This is a genomic window from Paenibacillus thermotolerans, from assembly GCF_028745515.1.
GTDB lineage: Bacteria > Bacillota > Bacilli > Paenibacillales > YIM-B00363 > Paenibacillus_AE > Paenibacillus_AE thermotolerans.
Map to the genome: position 1 here is coordinate 162,452 of NZ_JAQZSG010000006.1, position 25,950 is coordinate 188,401.

Sequence of the window (25,950 nt, forward strand, 5' to 3'; positions counted from 1 at the left end):
ATATGAATGGTAACGCTAAAGGAAAATTTCGTAAGAGCGTTCCATTCAACTCAAATCGATGGAGTTGGGTGAAATGTAATGGCGAGGGAACGAAGCAGCAACCGATTAACCGCCCTCAAACTTTGGCTCAAGAGCGGTCGAAAGATGAAGCTGACAGAGATAGCAGACGAGCTTGGCGTTTCTGATGTACTCGTCCGAAAATGGAAGTTTTTAGATAAGTGGGATGATATTCCACTTAAACGGCCACGGGGCGCTCCGAAAGGGAATAAGAATGCGAAGGGAAACAAAGGTGGTGCCCCTTCCGGAAATACGAACGCCCTCAAAAATGGTATCTACAGCAAATTCCTACCTCAAGACCCTGACTTTCAGGAACTTATGAAAGTAGCCCAACAAATGGACCCCCTTGATATCTTGTGGCAAGGTGTAGAAATCGCATTCGGAAAAATGTTGTGGGCGCAGCGGATCATGTTCGTTCGCGACAAGGATGACCTGACGAAGGAACTCAAACGAGAGAAACCTTCAGAGTGGGGGACCGAGGAAGAATACGAGTTGCAGTTTGCTTGGGATAAACAAGCAAACGATCTAAAGGCATTCGCTGCAATCAATCGGGAACTCCGATCTGCGATTAAGCAATTTCTTTCTGCTGCCCCTGAGAATGATGAAAGACATATGAAACTGGAACTCATGAAGGTTCAGGTCGAGAAGGCACAAACGGAAGTCGAAGTGCTCAAGACCAAAGCAGGAGGCAGTGGAGATGCGGATGATGAACTGATAGAGGATTGGGTCGAGGCGGTGATTGGTGATTGACAAAGAGCTCTCCAGAGATGAAGAGGAGGCTACAGGCGTTTAAGAAACGCATTCCGGTCTACCAGCGGGAACCAGTTTTGTTTTGTAGAGAAATTCTCAAATTCGAGCCAGACGTATGGCAGGCGGAAGTATTAAACGATATTGCAAATGACCGCCTTGTCTCAGTCCGATCGGGGCAAGGAGTCGGGAAAACTGGATTAGAATCAGTTGTGGCGCTCTGGTTCCTTTCTTGCTTTCCGTTTCCGAAAGTCGTCTGCACAGCTCCGACACGTCAGCAGCTTCATGATGTTTTATGGGCTGAGATAAGTAAGTGGCAGAGCAAGAGTCCGATCTTAAAGCGAATCCTCAAGTGGACCAAAACAAAGATTTACATGCGGAATTATGAGGAACGATGGTTCGCAACGGCCAGGACAGCGACGAAGCCGGAGAACATGCAAGGCTTCCACGAGGACTATATGCTCTTCATCGTAGACGAAGCCTCCGGCGTTGAAGATAAGATCATGGAAGCAATACTTGGTACATTATCCGGTCCGTTCAATAAGCTGCTAATGTGCGGGAACCCCACAAAAACAAGTGGGGTCTTTTTTGATTCTCACAATAAAGATCGGGCGGATTACCGGACGCATAAAGTATCCTGCTTAGACAGTCCAAGAACGAGCAAAGATAACATCGCCATGCTTAAACGGAAATACGGTGAGGGAAGCGATGTATGGAGGGTGCGGGTAGAAGGAGAATTCCCGCGTGGCGAAGCTGACACGTTCATTTCTCTCGAAGCTGCCGAATTTGCGAAAGATGAAGTTAGGCTTGAGGCGAAAGGCACAAAGCTATTCGTCGGTTGCGACGTTGCCCGATTTGGTGATGACGAAACGAGCATTTATGCGCGGATCGGCGGCAAAGTAGTTAATCAAAAGCATCATTTTAAACAGGACACCATGGTAACTGCCGGCTGGGTGCTTCGCTTAATCGATGACGTTAAAGCGGAACGTTCGGACGTAACCGAAGTCGAGATCCGGATAGACGATGACGGCGTAGGCGGCGGTGTAACGGACCGACTGAATGAAGTGAACGATGAAACGGGACTCGGATACACCATAATCCCGGTCCATAACGGTTCAAAGGCTATCGATGAGTATTACGGGAACCTTGGGTCTGAGTTGTGGGGCCATATAAAAGAAATGCTGGAAGAGAACATGAGTAACTATATGCTCGGGCGAACCGGAGTGTTGGAGCTTCCAGATGATGAAAAGCTGATCGCGCAGCTCACAACAAGGAAATGGCGAATGGGCAGTAATGGGAAGATATATTTAGAACGCAAAGAAGATATGAAAAAGCGTGGGCTACAGTCTCCGGACCGGGCCGACGCTTTAATATTAGCTTTTGCAAATGTAAATCAGGATAGTGGTTTTGCATTCGGTTAAATTATAAGGAAAAATCCCTGCCGACAGTCGATCGACAGGGATATTTCAAAGTAACGAGTACACGATCACTATCATGGCAAATAAGATTAAATAAAAGGGCCAAATTGAAATAGAAATGATGGACTTAAGAAACAGTATAAAAAGATTACCATTAGGTGCAACAATATATAAATCCTTCATAACAAGCGTCCCATTGTGTAATTTTTGTATAAAAGAATTGTATGAATTCCGAAATGATTTTTCTAATGCTAGGTAATAAGTATCCATTACTAAGAAAAGCGCTACCGGAACAATAGCAATTAGGTTATATTCCGGCTTCCCTTTATCAACCATGACCACAATGAGGCACTATTTGCTGACATTCGCTGAATTATGGATTGAAGGATATTTAAATGAGATTGTACGGATTGGGAGTCTTCATGTATAACGTCGTTCATAATATCCTCCAGCTAATATTTTTCTCTGAGTGCTATTGCTTTTTCAATCCAACCAGGAAGATTATCTTTAATATATGAATAAACATCTTTACTTTCTCGGTATGGCGGATCATAAGTATGGACAACAGTGGATAGTTTTCTTTGGCTTTCTGTGAATACAACGTAATCAAAAGGATTGTTCCCTTTTCTCGATTGATTCCCTGAAAAGTCTTTTAAATTGTGAATATGGATACCGAGAACACCTTTATTGTCATTCCAAGACTTACTAATTTCGTAATTTATCCATTCTCGACCTGCAGTATTTTCTCCTATTAATACTACGGTGCAAGAACGTCCGTGAAGTTGAGAATCGATCCATCTTTGAATGGCTGCTTTCCCACCACGTTTTATTGTTTCCCAATCATTATCCCTTGCTGGTTGATTCCCTTCGATGACACCCATATTTCTTACTTGAGAAGCTCTGACACTGTCTGGTTCATAATGAAAGCTATAAAACACTTGCCTGACCATATTTACCGCCTCCTCTAAACATAAATCTAGGATTCGATTATTCTACCTTTAGGAAATATTTTACTATACTAAACTATATTTGAAAATCCATTAGTGCGACGGTTTGCAGGATACTTATTGCAATAAGTAGAAGTAAATGTAAACTCAACTAAAGGAGCGGTTCACTATGGAAATGAATTACAGAGGATTCGTCGATCACGCGGTGCAAAAATCGTTTTATGGACAGACAACAATCGGTTTACTTTCGGAAGTATTAAAAGAATATGTAAATGAAGATGACGTAAAAGTTTTTTACCCCAAAAATTTATTTGTTGAAAATACGAATATTGAACTGTATGCATTCATGCAAGATCATGTCATAGCAATAATTCAAGGGGATAACGGCATTATTCTTAAATCACTTTATTATAAAAATATCCGAAATATTGAGCTATTCAAATCAACACGGAATGAATCTGAAGTCGGATTATTAATTCGATATACAAACGAGGAAGAAATCAACTTAAGAAGTCACCAAGATACAAATGATACGTGGGCGTTCAGATACGGCAAAAAGATAAAGGAAATATTTAAAATGCTTTCAAATCCGCAGTAAATAAGGAGTTTAAATAAGTTATAGTTTAAATGGATAAGAATGAACGTTAAGAGAAGGTCGGGAAAATTTTCCTTACCTTCTTTTTTTATTTGGGAAAGAAAGGAGGTCAACACTTGGGTCTGAGATCATGGTTTATCGAATGGCTAGAAGCTGGGCGGATGAAGAATGAACCCGATCGACAAACAGAGGCTTACCCGTTTCCGTTTTATTGGTTCGGTGGAAAGACGAATCAGCCTGTAATGAAACGAACGCCGGCGAATCTACGGCTGCTTAGTGAATCACCAATTCCGCGCCGAGCGATAAACGTTATAAAAGACGGTATCTCGCGATTGGATTGGTCCGTTGCGGCGATTGACGAGAACGATCAAGAGAAGTATGCCGAAGCGTGCAAACTCATCACGCGGACGCTGCGCAAGCCGAATCAAACAGACTCATTCCGGCTCTGGTTGGAGCAAATCGTGGAAGATATGCTTGTTGCGAGTGCCGGTGCTGCTGAGATTGCAAAGGCCGGAGATAAAATGCGGCCACTGCGATTGTTTCCGGTTGATGGGTTTTCGATTGAACTGTACCCAAACTGGGACGGCAAAAAAGATTCGTACCGGTATGCTCAACGGTTGCCAAATGGAACGTATGTTCACCTTACGGACGACGAGTTGATGTATATCCGAATGAATCCGCGAACAAATACGCCGTTCGGATTATCTCCGCTTGAAACGGTGTGGGAATCGGTCAATAACTTCATAGCAGCGCACAAAAACGCCGGGAATCAGGCGAAGAACACGTTCATTCGCAAGATTCTGAACCTCGGTAAAACCGCTGATGCAAAAGCTGTAGCGTTATTTCGTGCTTACTGGGAAGCTGAGGTTCAAGGAAAAGGCGTACCGCCGATCATCGGCGGTGAGAATCCTTCTGTCTTGGATTTAGGTGCGACAGACGATAAAGCGCTGTTTATTGAATGGCAACGGTTCTTAATCGAGATCGTAGCTATTGCTTTCGGTGTCTCTCCTAAAAAGCTGGGCCAGACGAAAGACGTAAACCGTAGCACAGCTGATTCTGAAGATGAGGATACTAACGCGACCATTCAATCCATCGCGGACACCATATCCGAATACATCAACGACAAGATTATTGATGACTACTTCGGTTTAGGTGATGTGATACAGTTCAAATTCATTTACGCACAATCGCTTAAGGACCAAAAGACACAAGCGGAAATCGATCAAATCTATCTGGACCGGAAAGTATTCACGGTCGATGAGGTCCGTGGATCGAAGGGTAAGAAAACGCATCCGAATAAACACGGTGAAGTTGTGTTGCTACCAGGCAGCGTGAAGTCGATCGACATCAACAAGCCGATGGAAGAACAAGAACCTCCACCGGAATCAACGCCTTTGCCTCCAAACGAGCCGGTAAAGGCTAGGCGGATGAAAGCAGAAGCGTTTCATGATCCAATCGTGCATGAAGATACACGCGATGCAGAAGAAGAGTTTATTGCGGCGTATCTATTGCTCATGGCGATGCTCTTGAGACGTGGCGACAATGTAACTTCTATTGATTCGTTGCTGTATGTCTGGACGCCTACACATGACGATTTTAGAGCCTTGTCGGATGCACTTTACGACTTGAAGGAAGAAGCCTGGTTAACTTCGTACAATCGCCGCCGGGCGGAAATGGGCGAGGAAAAACTTAGCGAGTTACCGGATGAAGTGAAAGACGACATTCGAAAACAGTCCGACGATAACGCGAAAAAGATCATGGATACGTACGAAGAAGAACTTCGCGGAAAACTCGCGGATATGGAGAAGAAGTACGCGGACCTAACGGGCAGCGAGAAGGAAAAAGCCATTGCCGACGAAATGGGCAACTGGTTAACGCGTCGCATGACGTACAAATCCTCGCAGATCAGCGACTACGAAGCCGGGTTATCGTGGAATGAGGCGTTGTTTGCTCATGATGACAAGTACGCGCCGTACACCGAATACTACGTACAGCCGGTCGCAACAAACCATGAGGATTGCGCGAACATCATAGCAGGAGCGCCGTATACGAAAGATACGTTGCCGGCTCCGTTACCGCTTCATCCAAACTGTCCGCATCGATACTTTGCAGTAGTGCATGACACCGCTAAATAGCAGGTGTTTTTATTTTGCGGTGAAAGGGGTGAACGAATTGAATCCAGTAATTGAAAACAACTTCCAATATCACGCTCCAAAAGAAGGGCAGCCAGCGAAGTACGATGCAATCCGATCTCTAGCAAAAGGTCTAGCTGTCGCTTTTGACGACATGTGCCCGAACAGCCGTGAGAAGTCGTTAGCAATGACGAAGCTTGAAGAGGCTGTCATGTGGGCAAATGCCGCTATCGCTCGTAACTAGCGGACAATTACATTACGTCGGGAGGTGAAAAAGAAGATGCTCACTCGCTTGAAAATGAGTAAATCACTCAAGCCACGTCAATTCCAGTTGATGGACGTGACCGGAGGTCATCCGAACAAAATACCGTTTAAATGCGCTTTGTTCGAGATCGATAAACCATCCGACGGTAGTCCGGAAGGTGCCGGAGGAAAGAAGATTCGCATTTCCTCTGTTGTGTGCGATCAATACTTGCAGACGTTCGTCGGCATGGCCTTTAACATCGACTACCACAACGAGATGAGAGGCCACGATACGCGCTTTAAAGTCGGTGTAATGGAAAAGGTCTATCGCTCAATGGATGGCTTCGCAATGGTCGAGGGCTACATTTACGGCAAGGATTTCCCGGATGTTGTAGCAACTATTCGCTATTATAACGGCCTAGCCGACGAATACGGATGGGAAGAATACCGTTTCGGTGCAAGTCTTGAAATGGAAGCATCCGTAAAGAATGCCGAAGATGATACGAACATCTTAGATGTGGTGGAATTCTGCGGCACCGGCGGCGCAATCCTTTACGCCGAAAGTGCCGCGTTTACAAATACAAGTTTTGCCGCAAAAAACAGTAAAAAAGAGGAGGTTGTCAATAAGATGACACCGGAAGAAATTAAAGCGATGCAAGATGCATTGAAAGCTGTAACGGATGGAATGACTACGCTCTCGGCCAGCGTACAAACGGTAGTAACCGAAGTCGGCGCGATCAAGACGGAGGTTGAATCCATCAAGGCTTCGAAAGAAGCTGATGAGAAAAAGAACGCCGAGGAAGCCGCCACTGCCGAATTGAAGGCCGCACAAGATAAAGCGGCTGCGCTGGAAAAGGAACTTGCAGACTTGAAAGCCGCTGCTAAAGGTGGAGAAGGCGGAAAAGACGAAGAACCGCAACGCAAGACAGCCTCGCCGGCTCAATTGCTTGCGAAGTACGGAAAGGTCGAGGAATCCGCCACAACGGATTACAAATCTTTCTGCGCTTCTGTGGATCAGTTGAACCTTTCGTCTGCTGAATCCTTGAAACTCAAGATTGCCGCTAAGGCACAATTTCAAAAGGATGGTGAATAATTAATGGCACAAGTTACAGACACACAGTTTATTGACCTTTCTGCTGCGGCACAAATCGTCGCTCCGGGCGCACTCATTATCGATGAGTATCAAAAAGAGATTGTTGACGCATTCCGCCGCAACTCGGTATTAGATGGCCGGATTCAGTACGTACCGGCAACAGGTGACTTCTCCAGCTACTTCGAGCAAACGGAGCTTAAGGAGGGTGCGTTCGTTGACCCTCGAAATCCTTCGTCTACGGCGCAAGCAAATAACCGCGTTGCTCGTTCGCTGAAAATCAAGGCGCTGACAAACCAAGTCAACTACGGTCATTACGACCTGCAATTGGCCGCACAGCAAAACAACTGGCCGGAACTGCAAGCGAAGGACCTTAACGACATGATTACCGGTATTACGTTGGCCCACGGTAAAAACCTGTGGAGAGGTAACGACACTTCCCTTTCCGCGCCGACGACCTTGCAATATCGCGGTCTTTCGAAGCAAATCACGAACACCTTCACGATTGCGGACGGCGCATTGATCGTTGCGGGTATCCGCGCACAAGTCGCTGCGATGACGGCGAGCGAGAAGTATACGCTGCGACCGACGGCGATCTACATCGACCCGATTGCTCATTACTATATGGAAGAAGAGGTCCGAGCGGCTGTAGAGGCCGGTACGATGACCAATCCGTTTGATAAGGCGGTTGTCGCGGGTATTGAAGTGGCGACGGTCCTTACTTCCGCCGGCCGCTTGCCGATCATTCCGGAACCGTTTATCGAATCGACGGTCAATGGTACGGATGCAACAAAAACGGACTATGGCATTGCGATTGTTACGGAGCCGATGATCGAATACCACTACGTTGGAGAAAAAGGCGTATTCCTGTTTGAAATGGGAACTACGTCCGACCTGCAGCGGAAAATGGTAGCGATCAAATACGGTGCACCGGTTGCGAAAGGTCCGGGTTATGCTCATGCTTATGGCAAAATCACGCGTCCGACGATTGCGAAGATCGGTTAAGTTCATAATTTGGGAGGGGCGGCTTAATAGTCGCCCTATTCCTTTGTTGGGAGGGTATAGCATTGGCTAAGTCGGTAAAAGAAAAGCTTGCTTCGATGTTGGATGTAGCGTTAGAGCTGGCCGAAGAGGCCGTAATCGGCGATCAGGAAGGGCAATATCCACAAGAAGCAGCAGACGCTTTTAAAACGGGGCTTGACTTCGCAGGGCCGGTTGCACAGTCTGAGGACGCGACGGATGAACAACGTTCTGAGGCTCTCAACGTGCTGAGCGATGCGGTCAAAGCTTTCAAGGCATCGGCAGTCAAACCTGCCAAGGAAACTGCTACGGTAGCGGTTAAAGGCGTTGAATTGAAAGATTGGCCGGAAGGTCAAGAGGGGAATCATTCGGTATTCCTCAAAGGCGGGCGCATCGTAAGCTTCAAGAACGGCAAAGCAGATGTTCCCAGCGAACTGGCTGATGAATTGGAGAAGGCCGGTTTTGTTGAATGAGTGCTTATTTAACCGTCACAGAGGCAGCGGACTACGCGCCGCCAGGTGTGACGCTGACGAACTCGCTAATTATCCGTGCTTCCGCGATTATCGACGCATACTGCAAGCGTGAGATCAGCGTAAAATCGTACACCGAGCGCATTCCGCTGAATGAGTACGGCAAAGGACATGTTTCCTTTTATCCGGTCGTAGCGGTGTCGGAAGTAAAGGCACGGCCTAAACACGGTTGGACCGGAGATAACTTCTTTGGGCCGCCGTCGTTCGAATCGGTTGATGTTAACGCTGTTGATACGGATAAACAGATCGGCTTCGTAACGGTTGGAAGCTCGACTTTCGGAGCGCCTTATACCGAGTTGGAGGTTACCTATTCAAGCGGTTGGGACCCGATACCTGACAAGGTTAGGGTTGCATGCGGTTTGATTATCGCGAAGCTAGCCAACAACTTCAATCCGAACGTAAAGGCTAAGAAGGACTTCGACTTCTCTATCGAATACTTCGGGCCGAAGATTGTGACGGATGAAATCGGGGACCTACTTTCGGAGTACGTCCATCGCCCAATGAGGTGAGAATGTGTATGTTCTATGAGTTCTCACATCGGCACACGGATTGTTTTGTTGATGGCTTGCCGGATAAGGTCATATTAACCCGCGAAGCTCGATCTTCATCGGTATTTAACCGTGAGTTCTTGTATAGTGGCACGTTCTCCCCTACTTCGAATGTTCAACCTGGGTCTATGGTGGATATCGGCGACTCTTTTTTGGTTCAATCGAAGCGAATCACGGCAGAAGGTGATCGGAGTTGTTCGCTTGTAAAAACGAATGCGGTTGTGACTATTCAACGATGGTCACAGGCGCTAGATGCGAACGACAATCCGATTGGTGGTCCGACATTTAACGATGTCCAATCAAACGTTGATGTGTTTGCTCAGTATGTCAGCGGTAGATTGCGTCAAGAGGATATCGGACTTTTACCAACGACCGTTTATGTGGTGCTTTTGCAAACGTCTTCTGACTTAAAGCGTCCACAAGAAGTCACTTCGCCGGACCGTATTGTATTGAATGGCCGGAGTTATCAAGTCGATGCAGTGGACGATGTGAAAGTGCCAAATCTCTTTTACGTCCAGTTATCCGAGGATTTACGATGATTACGGACATCCTGAGTGGATATGACCATCAACGGGCAAGTAACGACCTGCAAAATGCTTTGTTAAAAGAGATCGACGAGTTAACAACGCTTGTACTCGAAACCGCACGGTCAAACGTACGTTACTATCCAGACGTTAGAAGCAAGCTGCAAAAGGAACTGTTCTTCGTTGCGAATCAAATGATTTCTGGCGAGGTTAAAACGGACTATTGGGAAGCGTTCCTTGAACAGTTCGGTAAAGGTTCACTGATGGCCGGAGAGAATGAGAACCCTGGATTACGCGCCTATATCAATTCGGACATATGGAACCGACTTCGCTCCAAGAACATTAGAGCTGTAGTCGGTCGAGCGCGGGGAAGTTATAAGAGCATCGACGGAACGGTTCGGTACTCTGGCGGTTCAAGGCGAGGGGTCAACCTTGAGTTCTTGGCTCAAAAAGGAATCATCGACCAGAAGTTCCTGCCTACACCGCAGACATACTTCCTCCGGATTGCGTTAAAGTCCAACCGCCGCCGAATCCTACAAGGCTTGCAACGTGTGATTGAGACGTTTCCATACCAAAATTACTTTCTTAAGGGGTGATTGAAGTGAGTTCAAAGCTACTAGACGCTATATATCGCACTTTGAAGAACGATGCCGAGTATATGGCGATGCTTGGGCTTACTCCATCGTCACCGCCGAAGGAGATAACTAAGCGTATTGTTCGAGGTATGGAGCCCGACACAGCGATTACAGGGGAAAGTGCTCCAATGGTACTCATTTACACCAAGCCGGGGCGGTACGGTCCGAATCACCTCGTTTATGAGGGAAAATTCAGCGTCGATCATTACGGTAAAACATCCGATCAAGCCCGGAAACTGGCGGAGCGGGTGTTTACAATATTCCATGACCAAACGATTGTAAGCAGCGCGTTCCGGTCGTTTCGCTGTTACTTAGCCTATGACAACGACTTTGCAACAGGAATAACAGGAGTTAAAGGCTTTGAATCTATATTCGACGTAGACTACGTTCGCGCGAATTGAGGTGAGAAACCTTGAAAAAGCAGAAAGAAGAAGTTCCTGAGTTGATCGAAATGGACAATTTGATTAACGAAAAAATCGAATTGGCTACAAGGCTCGGGATATGGGACACGTACGACCCGGTCCCAAACTATCGAGAAACAAAGGAATACAAGCGCATCCAAGAGATTGACAAGCGCTTAGCCGAAATCGGTTAAGCGACTTTTTAATTTATAAGGGGGTTATATTCAACATGGGCCAAATTTCTATGCAACAGTTGGTTATCGACGACATTTCTGATGCCGCGTTATTTGATCTTACCACTGGTGATCCGGCAGCGGTATTTGAAAGACTACAGCAATTGAACTTCCAAATCCCGGTGAACCAAACAAGAGTATACGGCGGTACGAGCCGATTTGCCTTTCATCTGACGCAGCAAGACTCCGAGGGCTCTGTGACCGCAACCAATGCGGTTCTTGATTTCAACCAATTGAAAATGGCTACGGGCGCAGATGTGACCACTGGCTCTCAAGTCGTTCCGACGATGGAAAAGCACACAGTTGACGCGGCAGCGGGGACTGTAACGCTTAAAAAGGCATCTTCGCTCGTGGCAGATTCCGAAAAGGTTCTTATTGCTACAAAAGGACTTACGAACTCCGGAAAGATTCTCGAACGTGTTGCGAGCGCGCCTACAGCTGATCAATATTCTATTGCTGCGGGCGTCATTACGTTCGGCGACACAAATTTGAAAGGCAAAGAAGTTCGTGTTTTCTACGACTACACCGCAACGTCGGCAGAGCGGGCATCGCTGAGAACATCGACTAAGAACAAAGCATATCGTTTCCAAGCCTACGGAAAAGTTTATGACGATGAATTGGATAAAATGGTCGATGTTGCGATTGTCATTTACAAAACTCAGATGCTCGGTACATTCTCCATCGATCAGCAACGCAAAACGGCAACTACGAATAGTTTTGAATTAGCTATTTTAGACCCAGGTCGTGCCGACGAAATGGTCATTGATATTTACGCAGTATAACGGCGGGGAGGGTTAATCCCTCCCTTTAACCTTTTGAAAGGGTGAAAATCATGAACGAAGACGAACAAATTGAATTAATCATGGGTATCGGTCCGAAACATCAGTTCGGGCCGGAAATCACCAAGAAACTTCGCGTCGGCACAATCCGCGAGATCAAGGAAGTCAACGAGTTATGGCGTGACGGTTTGCTTCGAACGCGAAGCATTATCTTGTTGGACGACGACAAACGGCGCATCGAGCAGATTGACAAGTGGGTTGAAATCCTGAATATGGTGACCATCGAAGGGTTCACGCGAGAGGAGTTCGAGGACAGCATTCCTGAGCAAATGGAATTAGCTGTCGAACGATTTCTTTTCGGTGAGCAAGGGGCCGGAATCTAAAAAGGACAAAAAGAACGTAGAAAATAAGCCGCTTACGATGGCTGAAATATATGGCAGGTTATCTCGCAGGCCGTTACAAAAGGAATGGTACGATCACAATCACTATGAGATTGTCGCCATTTTTGAGGACTTAGGCGAAGAGATGAAGGAACAAGTAAAACTCCACGGCGGTGAAGTCGAGGAACCGCAAAAGCTAACACGCAAAGGAATAGCAGATATTATGGCGCACTTTAACGGCAAATAGTTCGTTAGAGTGCGTCTTTTTCTGTTTGTGCGGAAAAATCCGCAGTTAAGGCGGATACTAACTGATTTAAGATAAAGCTAGACGAATATCGGACAAGTAGGGAGCCTTCGGGCTCCTTTTTTATTTGGCAAAAAGGGCGGTGATATAAAGTGGCCGACGAACAAAATAAAGACTTAGTAGCCGCGAGGATTAACCTTGATACGACGAAAATCGGCGCAGCATTTAAGGTTATTAACGACGGGTTAAAGTCGAATCTTGAAGCGTTTCAGAAGCTAAACGCCGAGATCGGAAAGACAGAAAAAAGTTATGCCTCTCTCGCACAAGTCGCCGATAAAATGGCTCTTACTGCTGATGAACGGAAAAAGAAGATCCTCGCTGAATCCGATGCGTTAGTCGCTCAACGGACCGCACAGGCCGAGCTATATCGGGCGAAAGTGCAGCAGCTAAACGCGACGAATCAGCTTGTTGATGCCAAACTACAATCGCAACTCGCGCTCCAAAAGAGACGGCAAGCAGCGATCGAACAACAAGAACGCGAACACCTGGTTCGGATGGATACGCTTCGAAAACGCGATGAACTTGCCGCACTTCGATTAGACAAAGTCAATAGTGCCTCTCCGGCTCAGGAAGGGTTAAGGTATACATCACAGTACCTTCTTGCCGGAACACTGTATTACAATGCCATACGCGGCGCAAAAGAAGCGATTACAGTATTAAAAGATTTCGAATCGAACCTCGTTAATATCCAACGTGTCATGGGCGATACAGCGAATATTGAATTGATAAAAAAATCCATGATTTCCGATGCTAAAGAGTACGGCTATGCGTTGAGTGAGGTTGGGAAAGTCTATACGCTTATCGGGCAGCAGGGATTCGATGAGAAGCAGACCGCAGCTCTCGCACGCACGGCTATGATGGCGTCGAACGTTGAAGAATCGTTTAACGGTGCGGCACAGGCGCAGGAGCTGCTTACAGGCGCGGTCCTCAACTATAACATGGCCGCTGAGGATTCGGAACGTTTGCTAGATATGCTTAACGAGGTATCGAATAACTTTGCAACGGACTCCAATAAACTGCTTCAAGGCATTAACCGTACGGGTGCGGCGGCGAAAAATGCGGGTGTGCCGATTGAAAGGTTGATTGGCTATTTAACAGTGCTCAATCAAGCCGGATTTACTGGTTCAGTCGCAGGAAATGCAATCAAATCATTTATCTCCTTCTCTAGCCGAGATATTGCGATTGATAAGCTGGAAAAGTACGTGGGCACAATCAAGCAAGCTAACGGTGAAATGATGCCGTTCGCTACACTCATGGATAAGATCGCGGAAAAGTGGAAAGTTCTCACAGATGTACAGCGTCATGAAATCACTCAGGCTGTTGCACGCGGAGATCAGGCATCGAGGTTCATTGCGCTGATGGATAACTACTCCAAGACAATAGACGTAGCGACAACAGCGGAAAATTCTTTTGGTTCGGCACAACGAGAAAATGCACTCGCTATGAGTACGCTTGAGAAACAGTCGATGCAATTAAAAGCGTCTTGGGATGAACTCATTGTTTCGATGGGAGAATCAGGATTCTTAGCCGTGCTGAAAGCGATTGTCCACGAACAGAAGGTGCTTGTGGATGGATTCAATTCCTTACCGGAGCCGATCAGGAATACATTAACTGTCACATTGTCGCTCGGCGCAGCTATTGCGGTGCTTAATACCGGAATGAAGTTATTAACAGGGCAATCATTGGTTCAAATAGCTACAGGATTGGCAGCGGCAACAAGAAATATGTTTGGGCTTAAAGTAGCCACTGACGCGGCAAACATTTCGCAGCGGGCCTTTATTGCCACTCCAATAGGTGCGACATTAACGGTGATTGCGGCGGTTCTGGGTGCCGCTACATTAGCGTGGTCGCATTATAAAGGCGCGGTCAATGAAGTCGATGCAACTACAAGGCAGAACAATCGAGATACTGTAGAACTAGCGGATAAGTATAAAGAACTTAAACGCATCGTTGATGATAACACGAAGTCGGATAAAGAAATCAAACAAGCGAAACAAGAATTGTCCGTTGTCATCGAACGAATCAGTTCTCTTATGCCGAATTTGGTTTCACAATGGGACGCTCACGGTAAAGCGATAGATATTAATATCGAGAAACTGGATGAATTCCAGACAAAATACAAAAGTGCAATGATGGCATCAGAACAAGCAAACCTCAAGAGCAGCCAAGATCGTAAAAATCAACTGGAAAATGAAATAAGTGATCTGACTAAAAAACTGGATGAAAAGCCCTCCTACATGGACCTGAGAAAGACACTTCCCGCAACGTTTAAAAGCAGAACATACGAAGAAGCTCTCGAAGAATACCGCGGAATCATCGGAAATCAGATCCTTGCCAAAGGGGAAGAACTGCGAAGGATTCAAGCTGAAATTCAAGCGAGTGCGAATGCGATTGTTTCTCTTGAAGGAACCAGCTTTCCAAGTTATTACCAGTATGGGCTACCAAAGACAGGTGGAAGTCCTGTATTACCGAAAACAGATGAAGAAATTGAGGAAGAATACCGGACGCGGCGCGAGGATTTTCAATCCCGCATGGCTGAATTCCGACATCTTGTTAACGTTGAAAGCACAGGTTACAAAACAGCTCAGGAACAACTCGCGAAGCTGCAGGCTATTCGCAAAGAATTCAACGATCTTGAAGCATCTGATCTTTACGGCATTGACGAGGATATTTACAGGCTGAAAACGGGTAAGAAGATCGATGCGAAGGGACTGGGTGGAACTAAACTACCTCCTGCATTCTCGCTCCCTCTTAATGACATAGACGGACAGAAGATTCAAGCAGAGCTGATCGTTAATGACGTTCAGGCTTTGATTGATATGTTTTCGGCTAAAGAGTTCTCGTTGGCCGGAAGCGTGGATGTAGTTGCTCAGAAGGTCGGCCTGTATACCCAGCATCAACAGAAACTACATGAGGCGAACAATATCCTTCGCGCATCGGTCGAGGCATTGAATCAAAAACAAGGTGCATTAAACGAACTATACAAAGCCGGAAAAATCACAACAGACGAATACAATAAGGCAACCGAGGACGTGCAGGGCCGAGTAAAGAGTTTCACCGAGGAAATCAACCGCAACTCCATTGCATGGTGGAATGATGCCAAGGCAAAGAAAGCGGCCAAGGACCAAGAATTACAAGATTCCTTTGACGCCTCCTCTAAATGGATTGCACATATGAAGGCTACCGGCCAGCTTTCGGCGCAACAGGAACTCGAAGCGTGGCAACGGGTTCAGTCGCGTTACCTCAAAGGAACCGAGCTTCGCAGACGTGCCGACGAACAAGTATACACCGCAAAAAAAGCTCTTATCTCCGAAGAAGAACGAATGCTCGAACAATTCGTTTCGAAGCAACGGAAACAACTCGATGAAGCCAAACGCACAGAACTTCAATCCATCCAAGACCGTCGGGATGAATATGTAAACGCACAAGACGAAAAGATTCGCGCTATTGAACGGCTGATGGCTGCCGAGCAAGATTCCTATGAGGATGCAGACTACGAGAAGGACTTAGCCGCAAAACAAGCGCGTCTTAAGGTGTTGGAATCCGCAGTCGGACCGGAGGGTAAAAAGGAACGCACTGAGCTTCTAAAAGAAATAGCGAAGATGGAAGAAGATCGGCGTCGGGAGCTTCGCAAGCGTGATCTTGAATCCCAAAAGCAAACACTTGAAGATCAAAAGCGTGAACAAATAGATGAATTCGAAAAGGAAACAAAGCGAGTAGAACAGCACTACGAGGATCTACTCAAACCGTTCGAAAACTTTGTGAATGACATGGAAGGTCGGGCGGAAACGTTAAAGCAGATCCAAATCTTGAAGGAATCCGAGAAAAACGCGGAAATACTTAAAAACTTGGATGTGTTTATCTCCCAATATCAAGCGAAAATGTCCAAAATAGCAACACTGGAAGGGGATGTTTCAGTATCGAGCCCGGCACCAGCAGGAAGAAATATTCCTCGTGGTCGTAACGAGGTAGGCGATCAACAATTCGCTGATGGAGGTATCGTCAAAGGTAGGTTTGGAGAAGCTGTACCCGTAGTTGCCCATGCTGGAGAAATGTTCTTGAACGAGAGCCAGCAAAATAATTTGTTCAAACTTCTTAGCGTTGCCGTTCCGAGATTGAACATCGCGATGCCGTCATTTGATGTTCCGGCCAAGAGTGTGCAGCATTACAACATCAACAACCATTTCGACTTATCAGCTGGCGAAGTAAACCTTCACGATCAAGCGGATATCCGAGGTTTTTACGACGAACGAGCTACCTTAGTGAAACGAATGCAGGCGAAAGGGGGGCAAAAAATCAGATGATTCACGCGACGGTTAATGGAATCTCTTTCGCCTCCCTTGGGCTTGGTTTGACAAAGTACAATATCCCCGTCCTTCCGGATACTCGGGACTACGGCGTAGAAATAGCAGGCAAGGACGGGGAAATTGATTTCGGAAGTGTCTACTCTTCTCGAACATTCACTCTTGAGTGCGTCTTAATGGCAGATGATTCGTCGTTCGATTACCATCAAAAAATAGCGACAATCGCATCGGTGTTCAACGCTAAAAAGGGTGATTTGGACCTTTATTTTAGCGATCGGCAAGGACGTAGGTACATGGCCAGATATGCGGGTTCGATGCCAATTGAAAAGCTCATATTTGATGGTATGGTCAGCATTCCGCTAAAGATGCACAATCCATACCCAGAAAGCCAACAGGATACCTCGGCAAAAGAATATGGGCAAGGACTTGAATACGGGCAAGGGTACGAGTACGCCACCTCGTCAGTACAGGTTACAAAGAGCAGTCAGTCGATTCCCATTCAACATGATGGCACGGCTGAAGTTGCTCCGTTTATTCGCATTACAGGAAATTTTACGAATCTTTCTCTATCTGATGGAACAAATACTTTCACATTTACCGGGACAACAACGGGCACTGATGTAATCGAAATCGACTGTAAGAAGTTCACAGTTAAAAAGAACGGAGTTAACGCCTATGGTTCAACCAATGGCGTTTTCTTTTTGTTAAAACCCGGTACAACGACATTCATTGCGAACAGTACAAATCCAAACTTTAAAATCGAGTTCATTTTCAGACACACATATCTTTACTAAGGAGGGGTAAATAATCATGTGGCCTTTTATTCCGCGTGTTATTGAGAAATTCTTGGACCTCGCAAACCTTCAGCGGCATAACGATAACTACAACGACATCAAAAGCGCGCTTGAGGATCTCGCCGGGACCGGGAGAACAAATCAAACGATTAAAGCTACTTCGGACACTGTTGCTAATCATCTAGCTGATAAAGCAAACCCTCATGGCGTTACCGCTGCACAAGTCGGAGCATATACGAAGACGGAACTGCAAACCTCCGGCCAATCAATGGTGCATTGGGATAACTTAACCAATAAACCAAACTTCGCAGACGCACGGTGGGGGGCTCCGGTAGCAACAAAAGCTGCATTGGATGCAATAGTGGCTACGCAAGATGGAGAAGTTCGGTTAGTCCTCGAAGATGAGACTGTATATGAATGGGATGCAGAGATCACCGATGCAAACAAATGGAGAGCAATCGGTGCGATCGGTAACGGGCTTACTTCCCATAGTGCCCTAACGAACCTAAATAATGACGATCACCCTCAATACCTAAAAACGGATGGAACCAGGGCACTAACTGGAGATCAAGATTTCGCGCAACATCAAGCAAAGAACCTTGTAATCCATAGTGCTCCTACGGCACCAGAAAACCCAGCAGAAGGGCAACCGTGGTATGACAGCACAAACCATGCCTTAATGATATATAAAGGCTCTGTGCAGGGCTGGGTAGATATCTCCGGCAAAGGAGCTGTCATTCGAGACGAAGAGTTTACGGCGTTGGCAGGACAGACCGTGTTCGATATTACTGTCGGACAATACGAAGTTAATACGAATGCAATTACTTTTTACAAGAAAAATGCTGAGGGAAAATATGAACTTGTTCCGGAGGAAGATTACACTGAAACAAGTCCAACACGGATTACTTTAAACTCGCCGGCTGTCGGCGGTGAAGAGTTTTATGTTAAATTCTTCGAAAATTCACCGGAAATCATCAATCAATCTGTCAAACGAGACGGGACGCTACAAACGAATCTTAATTCTGAATTCTTAAATGGACATTCGGATTCGTACTTTGCACCACAGGAGCAGTTGGACGCTCAAAAAGCAGAAACTAATAGTAGACACGCAGAAAATATCGGTTACGGTGTTCAGAGTGGATTGAACGTTCTTGCCTCCGGAACGCCTGACAGGAACGTACATATCCAGACCGGGGTAGCATACCTGCCCGATGGCAGCAGGAAGGTATACTCCACAGTCACCGATATCCAGTTACAGGCGGCAGATGCAACAAATCCGCGCAAAGACATGATCTACATTGATAAAACCTTTGGAGGAATCATGTACGCTTCCGGCGTCGCATCAGCTACGCCAGTAGAACCATCTCTTCCGGCTGACGGAATCAAATTGTGTGTGATCGATGTACCTGCCGGAGACAACGCGATCGATCAAGCTCAGATCACGGACAGCCGTGTTTTAATCCCTACCTTGGCTGGTGTGAAGCAATCCGTTGATGCGCATTTGGCGGATTATGCGTCAAAAGTAAATCAGGGCGTGAGGACGACTGACAAGCCGACATTTGCCGGGGCCACGGTAAACGGACAAACAAAAGTCATTCACAATGATAACGATAACTATTCATTGACAGTTCAAAACGGTGGCGGGACCGCGAAGGGGTTACAAATAAGGTCAGGTGCGGCCGGTCCGACAAATATCCCATTTTCAATTCAACGTGTAGACGGTTCTAACATACTTTTCGTTGATGGAAACGGAGCGATAATTTCTTATTTTGATACGCTTATAAAGCGATCGACCGATGCCGACCGCGTTGTTATTGCAGGGGCGTCCGCGGCTTCTTCTGCAAACGGGGCGCATTTGGTTTTACAAGGAAAGGACTACGGCGGAGCAAATGCGGGCGGAAATGTGGACTTGGTTCCCGCAGCCGGGAAAAAGGTCCGTTATTATGACGGCAGTAATTATTACGACATTCACCATGACAGAAACGCATTTATAAGGTCCACAACAAAAACAGGGTTTCAATCAAACGCGGGTGGCCTAGTCCAAGAGATACAGTTAGATACGGACAGTTCAGAATATTTTTGTTTAACGTTGATAGTGGCCGCCACAACGTCAGACCAACACGCGTATCAACAATGGGCAATAACAAAGGCACTAAATTCAAATTCAGTTAGAGTGGTTAAGGTTGCGGAGCAAGTGAGCGATACCGGGGGAACGTGGATTCGCCCGCCTAATGTAACATGGGGGGGAGTAAACGGCAAAGTTCAAATTGGTCAGGTGGCGTCAAATTCGAGTAGCGGAGTAGAATATTTTCATTTTACTTTAATTGGAACGGGTTCTTTTGGTTCGTTCAATCCTTATTTCATTTAACAAGGGGTGAAACAAAATGAATGAGCAAGGGTTGTTTTATAGAATCGAGGACGGTGCCGTTGTTTTGCCGTTGCCGGGCGGTTCTTTGCAAATTGACGAAGAAACGATAGTGACAAAGGAAAATGCATTTGAAACTTTTATAAAGGGTAACGCCGTTGATTATAAGTGGTTGCCGGTTACCGATGAAGAATTTGCAAACATGGCCGGAAAGAGCGTTTATATTTCCGGTGGCGTTTTGGTTTGCGAGGAAATAACCGGTGAGGTAATGCCGCCTGATCAAAAAATTGCAAGGTTGGAAGCCGAACTGCAAAAGAACAAGCTGGACCAAGCACAGGCAAATACAGAACTTTTTGAAATGATGCTGACGCTTTCCGGGGGTGTGGCGTAATGTTTACTGAAAATAGCAAGATTGTGCAGGACTACGTCTTGCTTATCCAGCACGGTTTGAAAACAATCGACGACGTGCCGAACCACGAGAACCTTCGAGAGGTCGTTTCCAATGTTCTCGCTGGTTAAGTTAATCTATCAAATTTCAAAGGAGCTGCTGAAAATGACTTTTACGACCGAATCCCGCATTGCCCAATCTTATGCAATCTTAATTCTCGCCGGTAAAATTACGATCGATGACGTGCCTAATGTTGGCAATCTCCGCGAGGTAGTCACAGAGATTATCACAGCATAACGTCACAATAGGACGATAATGTGCAAAAAAATTTTTCGCTGTAACTGCAAGGGATTTGGCCTATGGAGTTAGCAACCTAACGCCATTGGACGATACTTTCTGAGAGTGTTATGCTATGGTGGAAGTAGGCAAGGCTGGACTGATCATCTGGCCTAAAGCGCACCTGAGAGCGCTGCCTGCTTCTTCCTTTTCTCAGGGCAAAAACACCTTTCTCAGGAGGTCATATCATGCAAGCAGCCGGTGAACAATTATTGTCACAGGTCGTCCAGTCATTGCTTGGCATTTGCCCAGGCGCTGATGTTCCGAAACTGCAAGCCAGGTTATCGGAGATCGTTTCGCAGTATGACGTGCGGCGGATCGAGTCTGAACAATCCCATCCGGATCTGCAGGAGAAGATTGAGCTCTTCCTGTCCGGAAAGCAGCTCGAAGGTCTCAGCAAGATCACGCTGGACGGGTACCGCATCCATCTCCGGATCTTCTCCGATTCGGTCAAGAAGAAGGCAGAGGACATCACGACAGCCGACATCCGGGTTTATCTCGGGCGTTACCGGGATCAAAAGATCACTACGCTCTCCACGAAGCTATCGGTGCTCAAATCGTTTTTCGGGTGGCTGACAGCGGAGGACATCATCCCACGGGACCCGACGACGAAGATCAAGCCGCCGAAGAAAGAGAAGCGGTTGCCGAAGGCTTTAACGATCGAGGAGCTGGAGATGCTTCGGGAAGCATGTCAGAACGTAAGGCAGCGCACATTGATCGAAGTTTTATATGCAACCGGCTGCCGATTGTCCGAGGTACATAACCTGAATCGCTCCGATATCGATTTCAGCACACAGAGCTGCCGAGTTATCGGCAAGGGTAACAAGGAGCGCGAAGTGTTCTTCTCATTCAAATCGCTGTACCATCTCAAGAAGTACCTGTTTTCCCGGACGGATCAGGAACCAGATCTCATCGTCACGGAACGTCAACCCTACCGGAGATTGTCCAGGCGCGGCATCCAGCGAGAGATCGGTGTCATCGCCCGGCAGGCAGGACTGCAGAAGAAGGTTAGCCCACATACGCTCCGACATACCTTTGCGACGCTCACGCTTAACAATGGCGCTGATTTGGTGGCCGTTCAAGAATTACTCGGGCATGAGAACCCTGCAACAACTCAAATTTACGCAACGATATCCGCCGAGCGAAAGCGGGAACAACATAAGAAGCATTTGGTGCAATAAAGCTCCTTCGGGGGCTTTTTTATATTTTGAGACTCGTTGAAGGGGGGAAGCGCATTGTTAAAGGTTTTCGATAAAAATCTAAATCCGACAGGCGTTCTTCCGGACGCAGACCAAGTTCAACGGAAAAGACGGATCAATTCCGATTACGAGTTATCCTTTTTGGTTCCGATGAACAGCACGGATTACACCGAAAAGATAACTTTAAAAGGCCACGTTCAAGATGAGCGTGGCCAGTATTTTGTGATTAATAGCCGGAAAAGAGATCGTGGAGGGCTGAAACGAATGGCCCGAATTGATTGCATGCACATCATGTTTAAACTTACGGATTTCAAAATGCCTTACGATTCGTACATCGAAGAGGGTTTTGGAGTAAACATAAATACTTTGGCTAATCTTATCTCGTCGGCAACGTCAGGAAAATTTTCCTTAGCTGTTGATTCAGGGTTTGAACTGAAGGACATCAAGGATTTTGGTCGCGGAAATGCGTTGCAAGCTCTTAACTTTTTGTTAAAAACATATGATGCCGAAGTTGAGCCGGATAATTTCGTCATTCGGATAAAAAAGAAAATCGGCGTAGATTCCGGAATGCAATACCGGATTAAGAAGAACATCATTAGTAATAGTTTTGAGGATGACGCAAGGGCTCTTGTAACCCGGATGTACTCGCAGATGAAGGATGGACTTACATTCATAGGTCTGCCTGCATCGCATCTTACTCCGGAAGAATATAACTTGCTCAATGCGGTCCCCGGTGCAATCGTAAATGGAGTGATAAAGGTTAATTACCTTATATCGCCATACGCTGCGTATTGGGCAAACAATACGAATACGTACTATGACGGCGAATTAATTGACCAAAACATTGAAGATCAGTTGGAGTTATTAGAAGCGACGAGAAAGGCTTTAAAAGAACAAGAAGTACCAACTATTGATGTGAACATCAGTGCTGCTGATCTTCACAAAATCGACGGCACGGAACCAAAGCCTAATCTGGGCGATACTGTATATTTAATCGACCCGGAAATGGAATTAAACAATATGACAGCCAGAGTTGTTGAGATTACCGAATATCCGTTTGCCCTCGATAAGCATTCAGAAGTTAGTCTTGCAAACTTTATGAGACGAGACTTCGAGGATATTATTGCTGACTTGGACCGCGCAAAACAAATCGTAGATGATATTACAAGCGGTGCGAAAATCCGAACAACAGTATTTGAAGCATTCGCTAAACAAGCAATCTATGATATCAATAATTCGAAAACCGAGGTCAAGTATGATCAGCGAGGGATAATACTACAGGATAAAGAGAACGCCTCGAATCAGGTAGTTCAGTCCTCTAATGGTATTTACATTACTACTGATGGAGGAGCGACAGCGAGGGCGGCTATAACGGCCAGAGGAGTTGTTGCAGAAGTAATAGTCGGTATTCTCGGTGAATTTGCACAGGTAAGGACCGATAACTTGATCGCTGGGAATGCACTGATTAAATCAGCTCTTATTGAAAGCCTTAAAGTTGAGAAATTGGATGCGTCTTCAGCGAAAATAAGTACTGCAATGATAGAATCATTGGTTGTCGGAAATAACGTGCAGATGGGTCCAAATGCAACAATATCTTGGGGAAAGGTTACCGATCAGCCTTTTATTCCACAAAACGCGGCTGACGTAGGGGCATTAGCGACTAATTCTCCAATGCTTACCTATATTGGTCCAACAGGCATTTATACCGGGACATTAAATGCAAATCAAATAAATGTCGGCGTACTAACAGGGTTTACGATTTCTGCTGCAACAATTACAGGAGGAACGATCAATGTTCAAACTGATATCAATGTCGGAAGCAATTTATATTTGAATGGAAGTTCATCAACAAGAACTATATTTTTTGGCAACTCTGGAGCCATTACCGCAAACGGTGACACGATTAACTTAAGTTCTCCAAACGGAGTAACTATGACGGGGAATCTAGTTGTAGGCAGCGTTAATGTACTATCTAATTTGGAAGGTAAGGCAAGCAAAGGTTCTTCAACGTCGTCTACGCCTATAGCTGACGGTCACAATCATGGTTTTAGTAGCTCAGATTGGATTCAATGCTACGATAGCGCTGGAAATCCAACTGTAAAAAAACAATGGGTACCTTATGCGGGATCACCGGCACATAGTCATACACTGAACTGATATTCCCTTCTTATGGAAACTGACTTATAATGGAGTCAAATGGAATCAATGAAGGGGATGAACGTTAATGAAAAAGTTTATTAGCGGGTTGCTAGTTGGGATATTATTATGTATTTCTAGCACGGTTTTCGCTGAAACGGTTATTGTAAATTTCATTGGTCAAAAAATACAAGGACAATTTCCCGTTACTATCGATGGAGAACTATTGGAAAATCCGGCCATTGTAGTGAATGGCACAAGTTTTTTACCTGTCAGAAAATTCAGTGAAGCTGCCGGATATAATGTTTATTTTGATGCGGAAGGGGATATCAGGTTGGAACGTGATTTAAGCAAGTCACCAATGATTCATGGCATGGACCCTGTTGCAAAAGCTGAAGAAGAGCAAATGAAAGCAAATGCCGAGAAGAAAAATCAAATAGAGACGGCAAAGACTAAGATAAAAATCGAAATAGATATTGCAAAATCCCAATTACAACGTGCCGAATATCGATTGAACGAACTCATTCAGATGTTGAACGACTTTAAGCCAAACCCAAACATCCCAGAAACTGAGAGTGCGGGTGCCAAAGCTAAATTGGAAACAAGAATTGAAGAAGAAAAGAATAACATCAATGCACTAAACGAAAAAATTAAAACTCTTGAGGCAGAACTAGAAGCTTTAAATTGATAAATCCGCAGTAAACGAGGACAAGAAAATATATACAATTAATACTAAAGAGACATCCCTTTAAAGGGGTGTCTTTTTTGTTTTGAGGAAGGTAACAAACATCTTTTAGGGGGATTCTTCCAGTGAAAATTCTTAAACAATGGTGGCATATGTACTGGATTCGATTCCATAACGAAAGCAGGCACCATCATTTTCGGAAAAGGGATGAACATTTGGATGCATTAAGGAAAATGGAACCCACCAAGGACGGTGTGTAAAAGTGAAATGGTTACCGCTTGTTTTATTCGCTTTACTGTTAACTTCATGCGCTTCTGAATCAAATCCGGAACCATCAGAAGTGGATGATGGTGGCAATACCGGCACTCCCGCAGACTTTAACAATACCAATCCTTACAGCGTGATCGATTCATATAGCCCGTACAATCATTTTCAAAATTGAGAGGAGAAATAAATCATGCAATTCATACCGTTTGCCAAAGTGGAGTTGGATTTAACCAAACCGCTCGAAGAGACAAAGCAGTTAATCTTGACGCTTTCTTTATCCCAGCCAAACCAGTATGAGTTTTTCAAGCAACTCGACTTATGGATGGGGGAAACCATTACAAAGATCGAGGAAGTGAAAAATAAAATGGAGGAGGTGGAGAAAGAGAATGTACAGACTAAGTAGGATTTTAAGTTTTGAAAACTTGACAACAACTCCTGCTAGTTTAGCAGCAGTATTCGGCGCAATTGTCGGGCCCGTTATCGAAATCTTATATGGGGGCGGTCGCGGAGTGTTCCTTATGCTGCTTCTCCTGTTAATCATCGGCGATTGGATAACCGGTATTGCCGCAGCCAAGAAACACGACGTGTATTCTTCGGACTACGGGAAGACTGTAGGAACGCTCCGAACGGCATTTATGTTGCTGCTTCCCGCGATTGGGAACTGGATTGACAAAGTACATCAAGAGGCTCTCGGGACACCGGGAGTCATTTTTTATGTGTTAACCTTTGGACTTATTTATCACACATGGGAAAGCATGACGGCCAATGCCTACCGAGCCGGCTGGAAGAAGATGATCCCTAAATGGGTTGTAAAGTTTGTTTCGTCGGAAATTAAGGCAAAGACGGAACGGTTTATGAAAATGCAAAGTGGTAACAAGAAGTAATTAAAAGGG

The 25,950-nt window shown here is 45.7% G+C and carries 27 protein-coding genes; 26 read left to right on the forward strand and 1 reads right to left on the reverse strand.

The genetic code is table 11. The annotated features are described in order from the left end of the window. Positions 1 to 78 precede the first annotated feature (78 nt). Positions 79 to 807 (forward strand): phage terminase small subunit, encoded by a 729-nt coding sequence (gene terS, locus PT964_RS07625; RefSeq protein ID WP_274362742.1) that lies wholly within the window; start codon positions 79 to 81, stop codon positions 805 to 807. Positions 808 to 824: 17 nt separating this feature from the next. Beyond that, on the forward strand, positions 825 to 2,225 hold the full coding sequence (locus tag PT964_RS07630) for a terminase B (RefSeq protein ID WP_274362786.1): 1,401 nt from the start codon (positions 825 to 827) through the stop codon (positions 2,223 to 2,225). A 449-nt stretch (positions 2,226 to 2,674) separates the two neighbouring features. Here PT964_RS07630 and PT964_RS07635 read toward each other — a convergent pair whose 3' ends face one another. Then, entirely contained in the window at positions 2,675 to 3,172 is a 498-nt protein-coding gene (locus PT964_RS07635; RefSeq protein WP_274362743.1) for a TIR domain-containing protein, read from the reverse strand. Between the two features lie 166 nt (positions 3,173 to 3,338). Here PT964_RS07635 and PT964_RS07640 point away from each other — a divergent pair, with 166 nt between their 5' ends. From PT964_RS07640 to PT964_RS07755, 24 genes are all read left to right on the forward strand, one after another. Next, positions 3,339 to 3,767: a DUF3908 family protein gene (locus tag PT964_RS07640; RefSeq protein ID WP_274362744.1), complete on the forward strand. Its 429-nt coding sequence runs from the start codon at positions 3,339 to 3,341 to the stop codon at positions 3,765 to 3,767. A gap of 113 nt (positions 3,768 to 3,880) precedes the next feature. Beyond that, positions 3,881 to 5,899: a phage portal protein gene (locus PT964_RS07645; RefSeq protein WP_274362745.1), complete on the forward strand. Its 2,019-nt coding sequence runs from the start codon at positions 3,881 to 3,883 to the stop codon at positions 5,897 to 5,899. A 37-nt stretch (positions 5,900 to 5,936) separates the two neighbouring features. Continuing rightward, positions 5,937 to 6,140 carry an Acb2/Tad1 domain-containing protein gene (locus PT964_RS07650; protein WP_274362746.1) on the forward strand — a complete coding sequence of 68 codons (204 nt, stop codon included), beginning with the start codon at positions 5,937 to 5,939 and terminating at the stop codon, positions 6,138 to 6,140. Positions 6,141 to 6,176: 36 nt separating this feature from the next. Next, a complete protein-coding gene (locus tag PT964_RS07655) occupies positions 6,177 to 7,232 on the forward strand; it encodes a 3-oxoacyl-ACP reductase (RefSeq protein ID WP_274362747.1) in 1,056 nt (351 codons plus the stop codon). Between the two features lie 3 nt (positions 7,233 to 7,235). Continuing rightward, positions 7,236 to 8,234, forward strand: a complete 999-nt coding sequence (locus PT964_RS07660; protein WP_274362748.1) for a hypothetical protein — start codon at positions 7,236 to 7,238, stop codon at positions 8,232 to 8,234. A 62-nt stretch (positions 8,235 to 8,296) separates the two neighbouring features. Then, positions 8,297 to 8,722 (forward strand): hypothetical protein, encoded by a 426-nt coding sequence (locus tag PT964_RS07665; RefSeq protein WP_274362749.1) that lies wholly within the window; start codon positions 8,297 to 8,299, stop codon positions 8,720 to 8,722. Next, positions 8,719 to 9,288, forward strand: coding sequence for a hypothetical protein (locus PT964_RS07670; RefSeq protein ID WP_274362750.1), 570 nt, complete (start codon positions 8,719 to 8,721; stop codon positions 9,286 to 9,288). Before PT964_RS07665 ends, PT964_RS07670 begins: the two co-directional genes overlap by 4 nt. Before the next feature lie 8 nt (positions 9,289 to 9,296). Then, on the forward strand, positions 9,297 to 9,866 hold the full coding sequence (locus tag PT964_RS07675) for a hypothetical protein (RefSeq protein ID WP_274362751.1): 570 nt from the start codon (positions 9,297 to 9,299) through the stop codon (positions 9,864 to 9,866). Beyond that, positions 9,863 to 10,447 (forward strand): hypothetical protein, encoded by a 585-nt coding sequence (locus PT964_RS07680; RefSeq protein ID WP_274362752.1) that lies wholly within the window; start codon positions 9,863 to 9,865, stop codon positions 10,445 to 10,447. The genes PT964_RS07675 and PT964_RS07680 overlap by 4 nt, the downstream gene beginning before the upstream one ends. 167 nt (positions 10,448 to 10,614) lie before the next feature. Beyond that, positions 10,615 to 10,887 carry a hypothetical protein gene (locus PT964_RS07685; protein WP_274362753.1) on the forward strand — a complete coding sequence of 91 codons (273 nt, stop codon included), beginning with the start codon at positions 10,615 to 10,617 and terminating at the stop codon, positions 10,885 to 10,887. A gap of 11 nt (positions 10,888 to 10,898) precedes the next feature. Then, positions 10,899 to 11,081: a hypothetical protein gene (locus PT964_RS07690; protein WP_274362754.1), complete on the forward strand. Its 183-nt coding sequence runs from the start codon at positions 10,899 to 10,901 to the stop codon at positions 11,079 to 11,081. Between the two features lie 35 nt (positions 11,082 to 11,116). Then, positions 11,117 to 11,902, forward strand: coding sequence for a hypothetical protein (locus tag PT964_RS07695; RefSeq protein ID WP_274362755.1), 786 nt, complete (start codon positions 11,117 to 11,119; stop codon positions 11,900 to 11,902). Between the two features lie 50 nt (positions 11,903 to 11,952). Then, positions 11,953 to 12,282, forward strand: coding sequence for a hypothetical protein (locus PT964_RS07700; protein WP_274362756.1), 330 nt, complete (start codon positions 11,953 to 11,955; stop codon positions 12,280 to 12,282). Next, entirely contained in the window at positions 12,260 to 12,526 is a 267-nt protein-coding gene (locus tag PT964_RS07705; RefSeq protein ID WP_274362757.1) for a hypothetical protein, read from the forward strand. Before PT964_RS07700 ends, PT964_RS07705 begins: the two co-directional genes overlap by 23 nt. Before the next feature lie 149 nt (positions 12,527 to 12,675). After that, the gene (locus PT964_RS07710) at positions 12,676 to 16,887 is read left to right on the forward strand and encodes a phage tail tape measure protein (RefSeq protein ID WP_274362758.1); all 4,212 of its coding nucleotides are present in this window, start codon (positions 12,676 to 12,678) and stop codon (positions 16,885 to 16,887) included. Continuing rightward, on the forward strand, positions 16,884 to 17,681 hold the full coding sequence (locus PT964_RS07715; protein ID WP_274362759.1) for a phage tail domain-containing protein: 798 nt from the start codon (positions 16,884 to 16,886) through the stop codon (positions 17,679 to 17,681). Before PT964_RS07710 ends, PT964_RS07715 begins: the two co-directional genes overlap by 4 nt. A gap of 16 nt (positions 17,682 to 17,697) precedes the next feature. After that, entirely contained in the window at positions 17,698 to 20,049 is a 2,352-nt protein-coding gene (locus tag PT964_RS07720; protein WP_274362760.1) for a hypothetical protein, read from the forward strand. A gap of 16 nt (positions 20,050 to 20,065) precedes the next feature. Beyond that, positions 20,066 to 20,437, forward strand: a complete 372-nt coding sequence (locus PT964_RS07725; protein ID WP_274362761.1) for a hypothetical protein — start codon at positions 20,066 to 20,068, stop codon at positions 20,435 to 20,437. Next, the gene (locus PT964_RS07730) at positions 20,437 to 20,565 is read left to right on the forward strand and encodes a CD1375 family protein (RefSeq protein ID WP_274362762.1); all 129 of its coding nucleotides are present in this window, start codon (positions 20,437 to 20,439) and stop codon (positions 20,563 to 20,565) included. The genes PT964_RS07725 and PT964_RS07730 overlap by 1 nt, the downstream gene beginning before the upstream one ends. Positions 20,566 to 20,958: 393 nt before the next feature. Continuing rightward, positions 20,959 to 21,951, forward strand: coding sequence for a site-specific tyrosine recombinase/integron integrase (xerA, locus tag PT964_RS07735; RefSeq protein WP_274362763.1), 993 nt, complete (start codon positions 20,959 to 20,961; stop codon positions 21,949 to 21,951). A gap of 54 nt (positions 21,952 to 22,005) precedes the next feature. Then, positions 22,006 to 24,126, forward strand: a complete 2,121-nt coding sequence (locus PT964_RS07740; RefSeq protein ID WP_274362764.1) for a phage tail protein — start codon at positions 22,006 to 22,008, stop codon at positions 24,124 to 24,126. Positions 24,127 to 24,193: 67 nt separating this feature from the next. Beyond that, on the forward strand, positions 24,194 to 24,793 hold the full coding sequence (locus tag PT964_RS07745) for a hypothetical protein (protein ID WP_274362765.1): 600 nt from the start codon (positions 24,194 to 24,196) through the stop codon (positions 24,791 to 24,793). A gap of 454 nt (positions 24,794 to 25,247) precedes the next feature. Continuing rightward, the gene (locus tag PT964_RS07750; RefSeq protein WP_274362766.1) at positions 25,248 to 25,460 is read left to right on the forward strand and encodes a hypothetical protein; all 213 of its coding nucleotides are present in this window, start codon (positions 25,248 to 25,250) and stop codon (positions 25,458 to 25,460) included. Then, positions 25,444 to 25,941 (forward strand): phage holin family protein, encoded by a 498-nt coding sequence (locus tag PT964_RS07755; protein WP_274362767.1) that lies wholly within the window; start codon positions 25,444 to 25,446, stop codon positions 25,939 to 25,941. Before PT964_RS07750 ends, PT964_RS07755 begins: the two co-directional genes overlap by 17 nt. Positions 25,942 to 25,950: the final 9 nt, after the last annotated feature.

What these genes read in the sequence shown, in the direction of transcription:
- PT964_RS07655 (WP_274362747.1), top strand. Translation starts at nt 6,177, where the DNA reads ATGCTCACTCGCTTGAAAATGAGTAAATCACTCAAGCCACGTCAATTC.
- PT964_RS07635 (WP_274362743.1), bottom strand. Translation starts at nt 3,172, where the DNA reads ATGGTCAGGCAAGTGTTTTATAGCTTTCATTATGAACCAGACAGTGTC.
- terS (WP_274362742.1), top strand. Translation starts at nt 79, where the DNA reads ATGGCGAGGGAACGAAGCAGCAACCGATTAACCGCCCTCAAACTTTGG.
- PT964_RS07660 (WP_274362748.1), top strand. Translation starts at nt 7,236, where the DNA reads ATGGCACAAGTTACAGACACACAGTTTATTGACCTTTCTGCTGCGGCA.
- PT964_RS07755 (WP_274362767.1), top strand. Translation starts at nt 25,444, where the DNA reads ATGTACAGACTAAGTAGGATTTTAAGTTTTGAAAACTTGACAACAACT.
- PT964_RS07745 (WP_274362765.1), top strand. Translation starts at nt 24,194, where the DNA reads ATGAAAAAGTTTATTAGCGGGTTGCTAGTTGGGATATTATTATGTATT.
- PT964_RS07715 (WP_274362759.1), top strand. Translation starts at nt 16,884, where the DNA reads ATGATTCACGCGACGGTTAATGGAATCTCTTTCGCCTCCCTTGGGCTT.
- xerA (WP_274362763.1), top strand. Translation starts at nt 20,959, where the DNA reads ATGCAAGCAGCCGGTGAACAATTATTGTCACAGGTCGTCCAGTCATTG.
- PT964_RS07680 (WP_274362752.1), top strand. Translation starts at nt 9,863, where the DNA reads ATGATTACGGACATCCTGAGTGGATATGACCATCAACGGGCAAGTAAC.
- PT964_RS07685 (WP_274362753.1), top strand. Translation starts at nt 10,615, where the DNA reads ATGGTACTCATTTACACCAAGCCGGGGCGGTACGGTCCGAATCACCTC.
- PT964_RS07750 (WP_274362766.1), top strand. Translation starts at nt 25,248, where the DNA reads ATGCAATTCATACCGTTTGCCAAAGTGGAGTTGGATTTAACCAAACCG.
- PT964_RS07670 (WP_274362750.1), top strand. Translation starts at nt 8,719, where the DNA reads ATGAGTGCTTATTTAACCGTCACAGAGGCAGCGGACTACGCGCCGCCA.
- PT964_RS07700 (WP_274362756.1), top strand. Translation starts at nt 11,953, where the DNA reads ATGAACGAAGACGAACAAATTGAATTAATCATGGGTATCGGTCCGAAA.
- PT964_RS07675 (WP_274362751.1), top strand. Translation starts at nt 9,297, where the DNA reads ATGTTCTATGAGTTCTCACATCGGCACACGGATTGTTTTGTTGATGGC.
- PT964_RS07720 (WP_274362760.1), top strand. Translation starts at nt 17,698, where the DNA reads ATGTGGCCTTTTATTCCGCGTGTTATTGAGAAATTCTTGGACCTCGCA.
- PT964_RS07640 (WP_274362744.1), top strand. Translation starts at nt 3,339, where the DNA reads ATGGAAATGAATTACAGAGGATTCGTCGATCACGCGGTGCAAAAATCG.
- PT964_RS07730 (WP_274362762.1), top strand. Translation starts at nt 20,437, where the DNA reads ATGTTTACTGAAAATAGCAAGATTGTGCAGGACTACGTCTTGCTTATC.
- PT964_RS07630 (WP_274362786.1), top strand. Translation starts at nt 825, where the DNA reads ATGAAGAGGAGGCTACAGGCGTTTAAGAAACGCATTCCGGTCTACCAG.
- PT964_RS07725 (WP_274362761.1), top strand. Translation starts at nt 20,066, where the DNA reads ATGAATGAGCAAGGGTTGTTTTATAGAATCGAGGACGGTGCCGTTGTT.
- PT964_RS07695 (WP_274362755.1), top strand. Translation starts at nt 11,117, where the DNA reads ATGGGCCAAATTTCTATGCAACAGTTGGTTATCGACGACATTTCTGAT.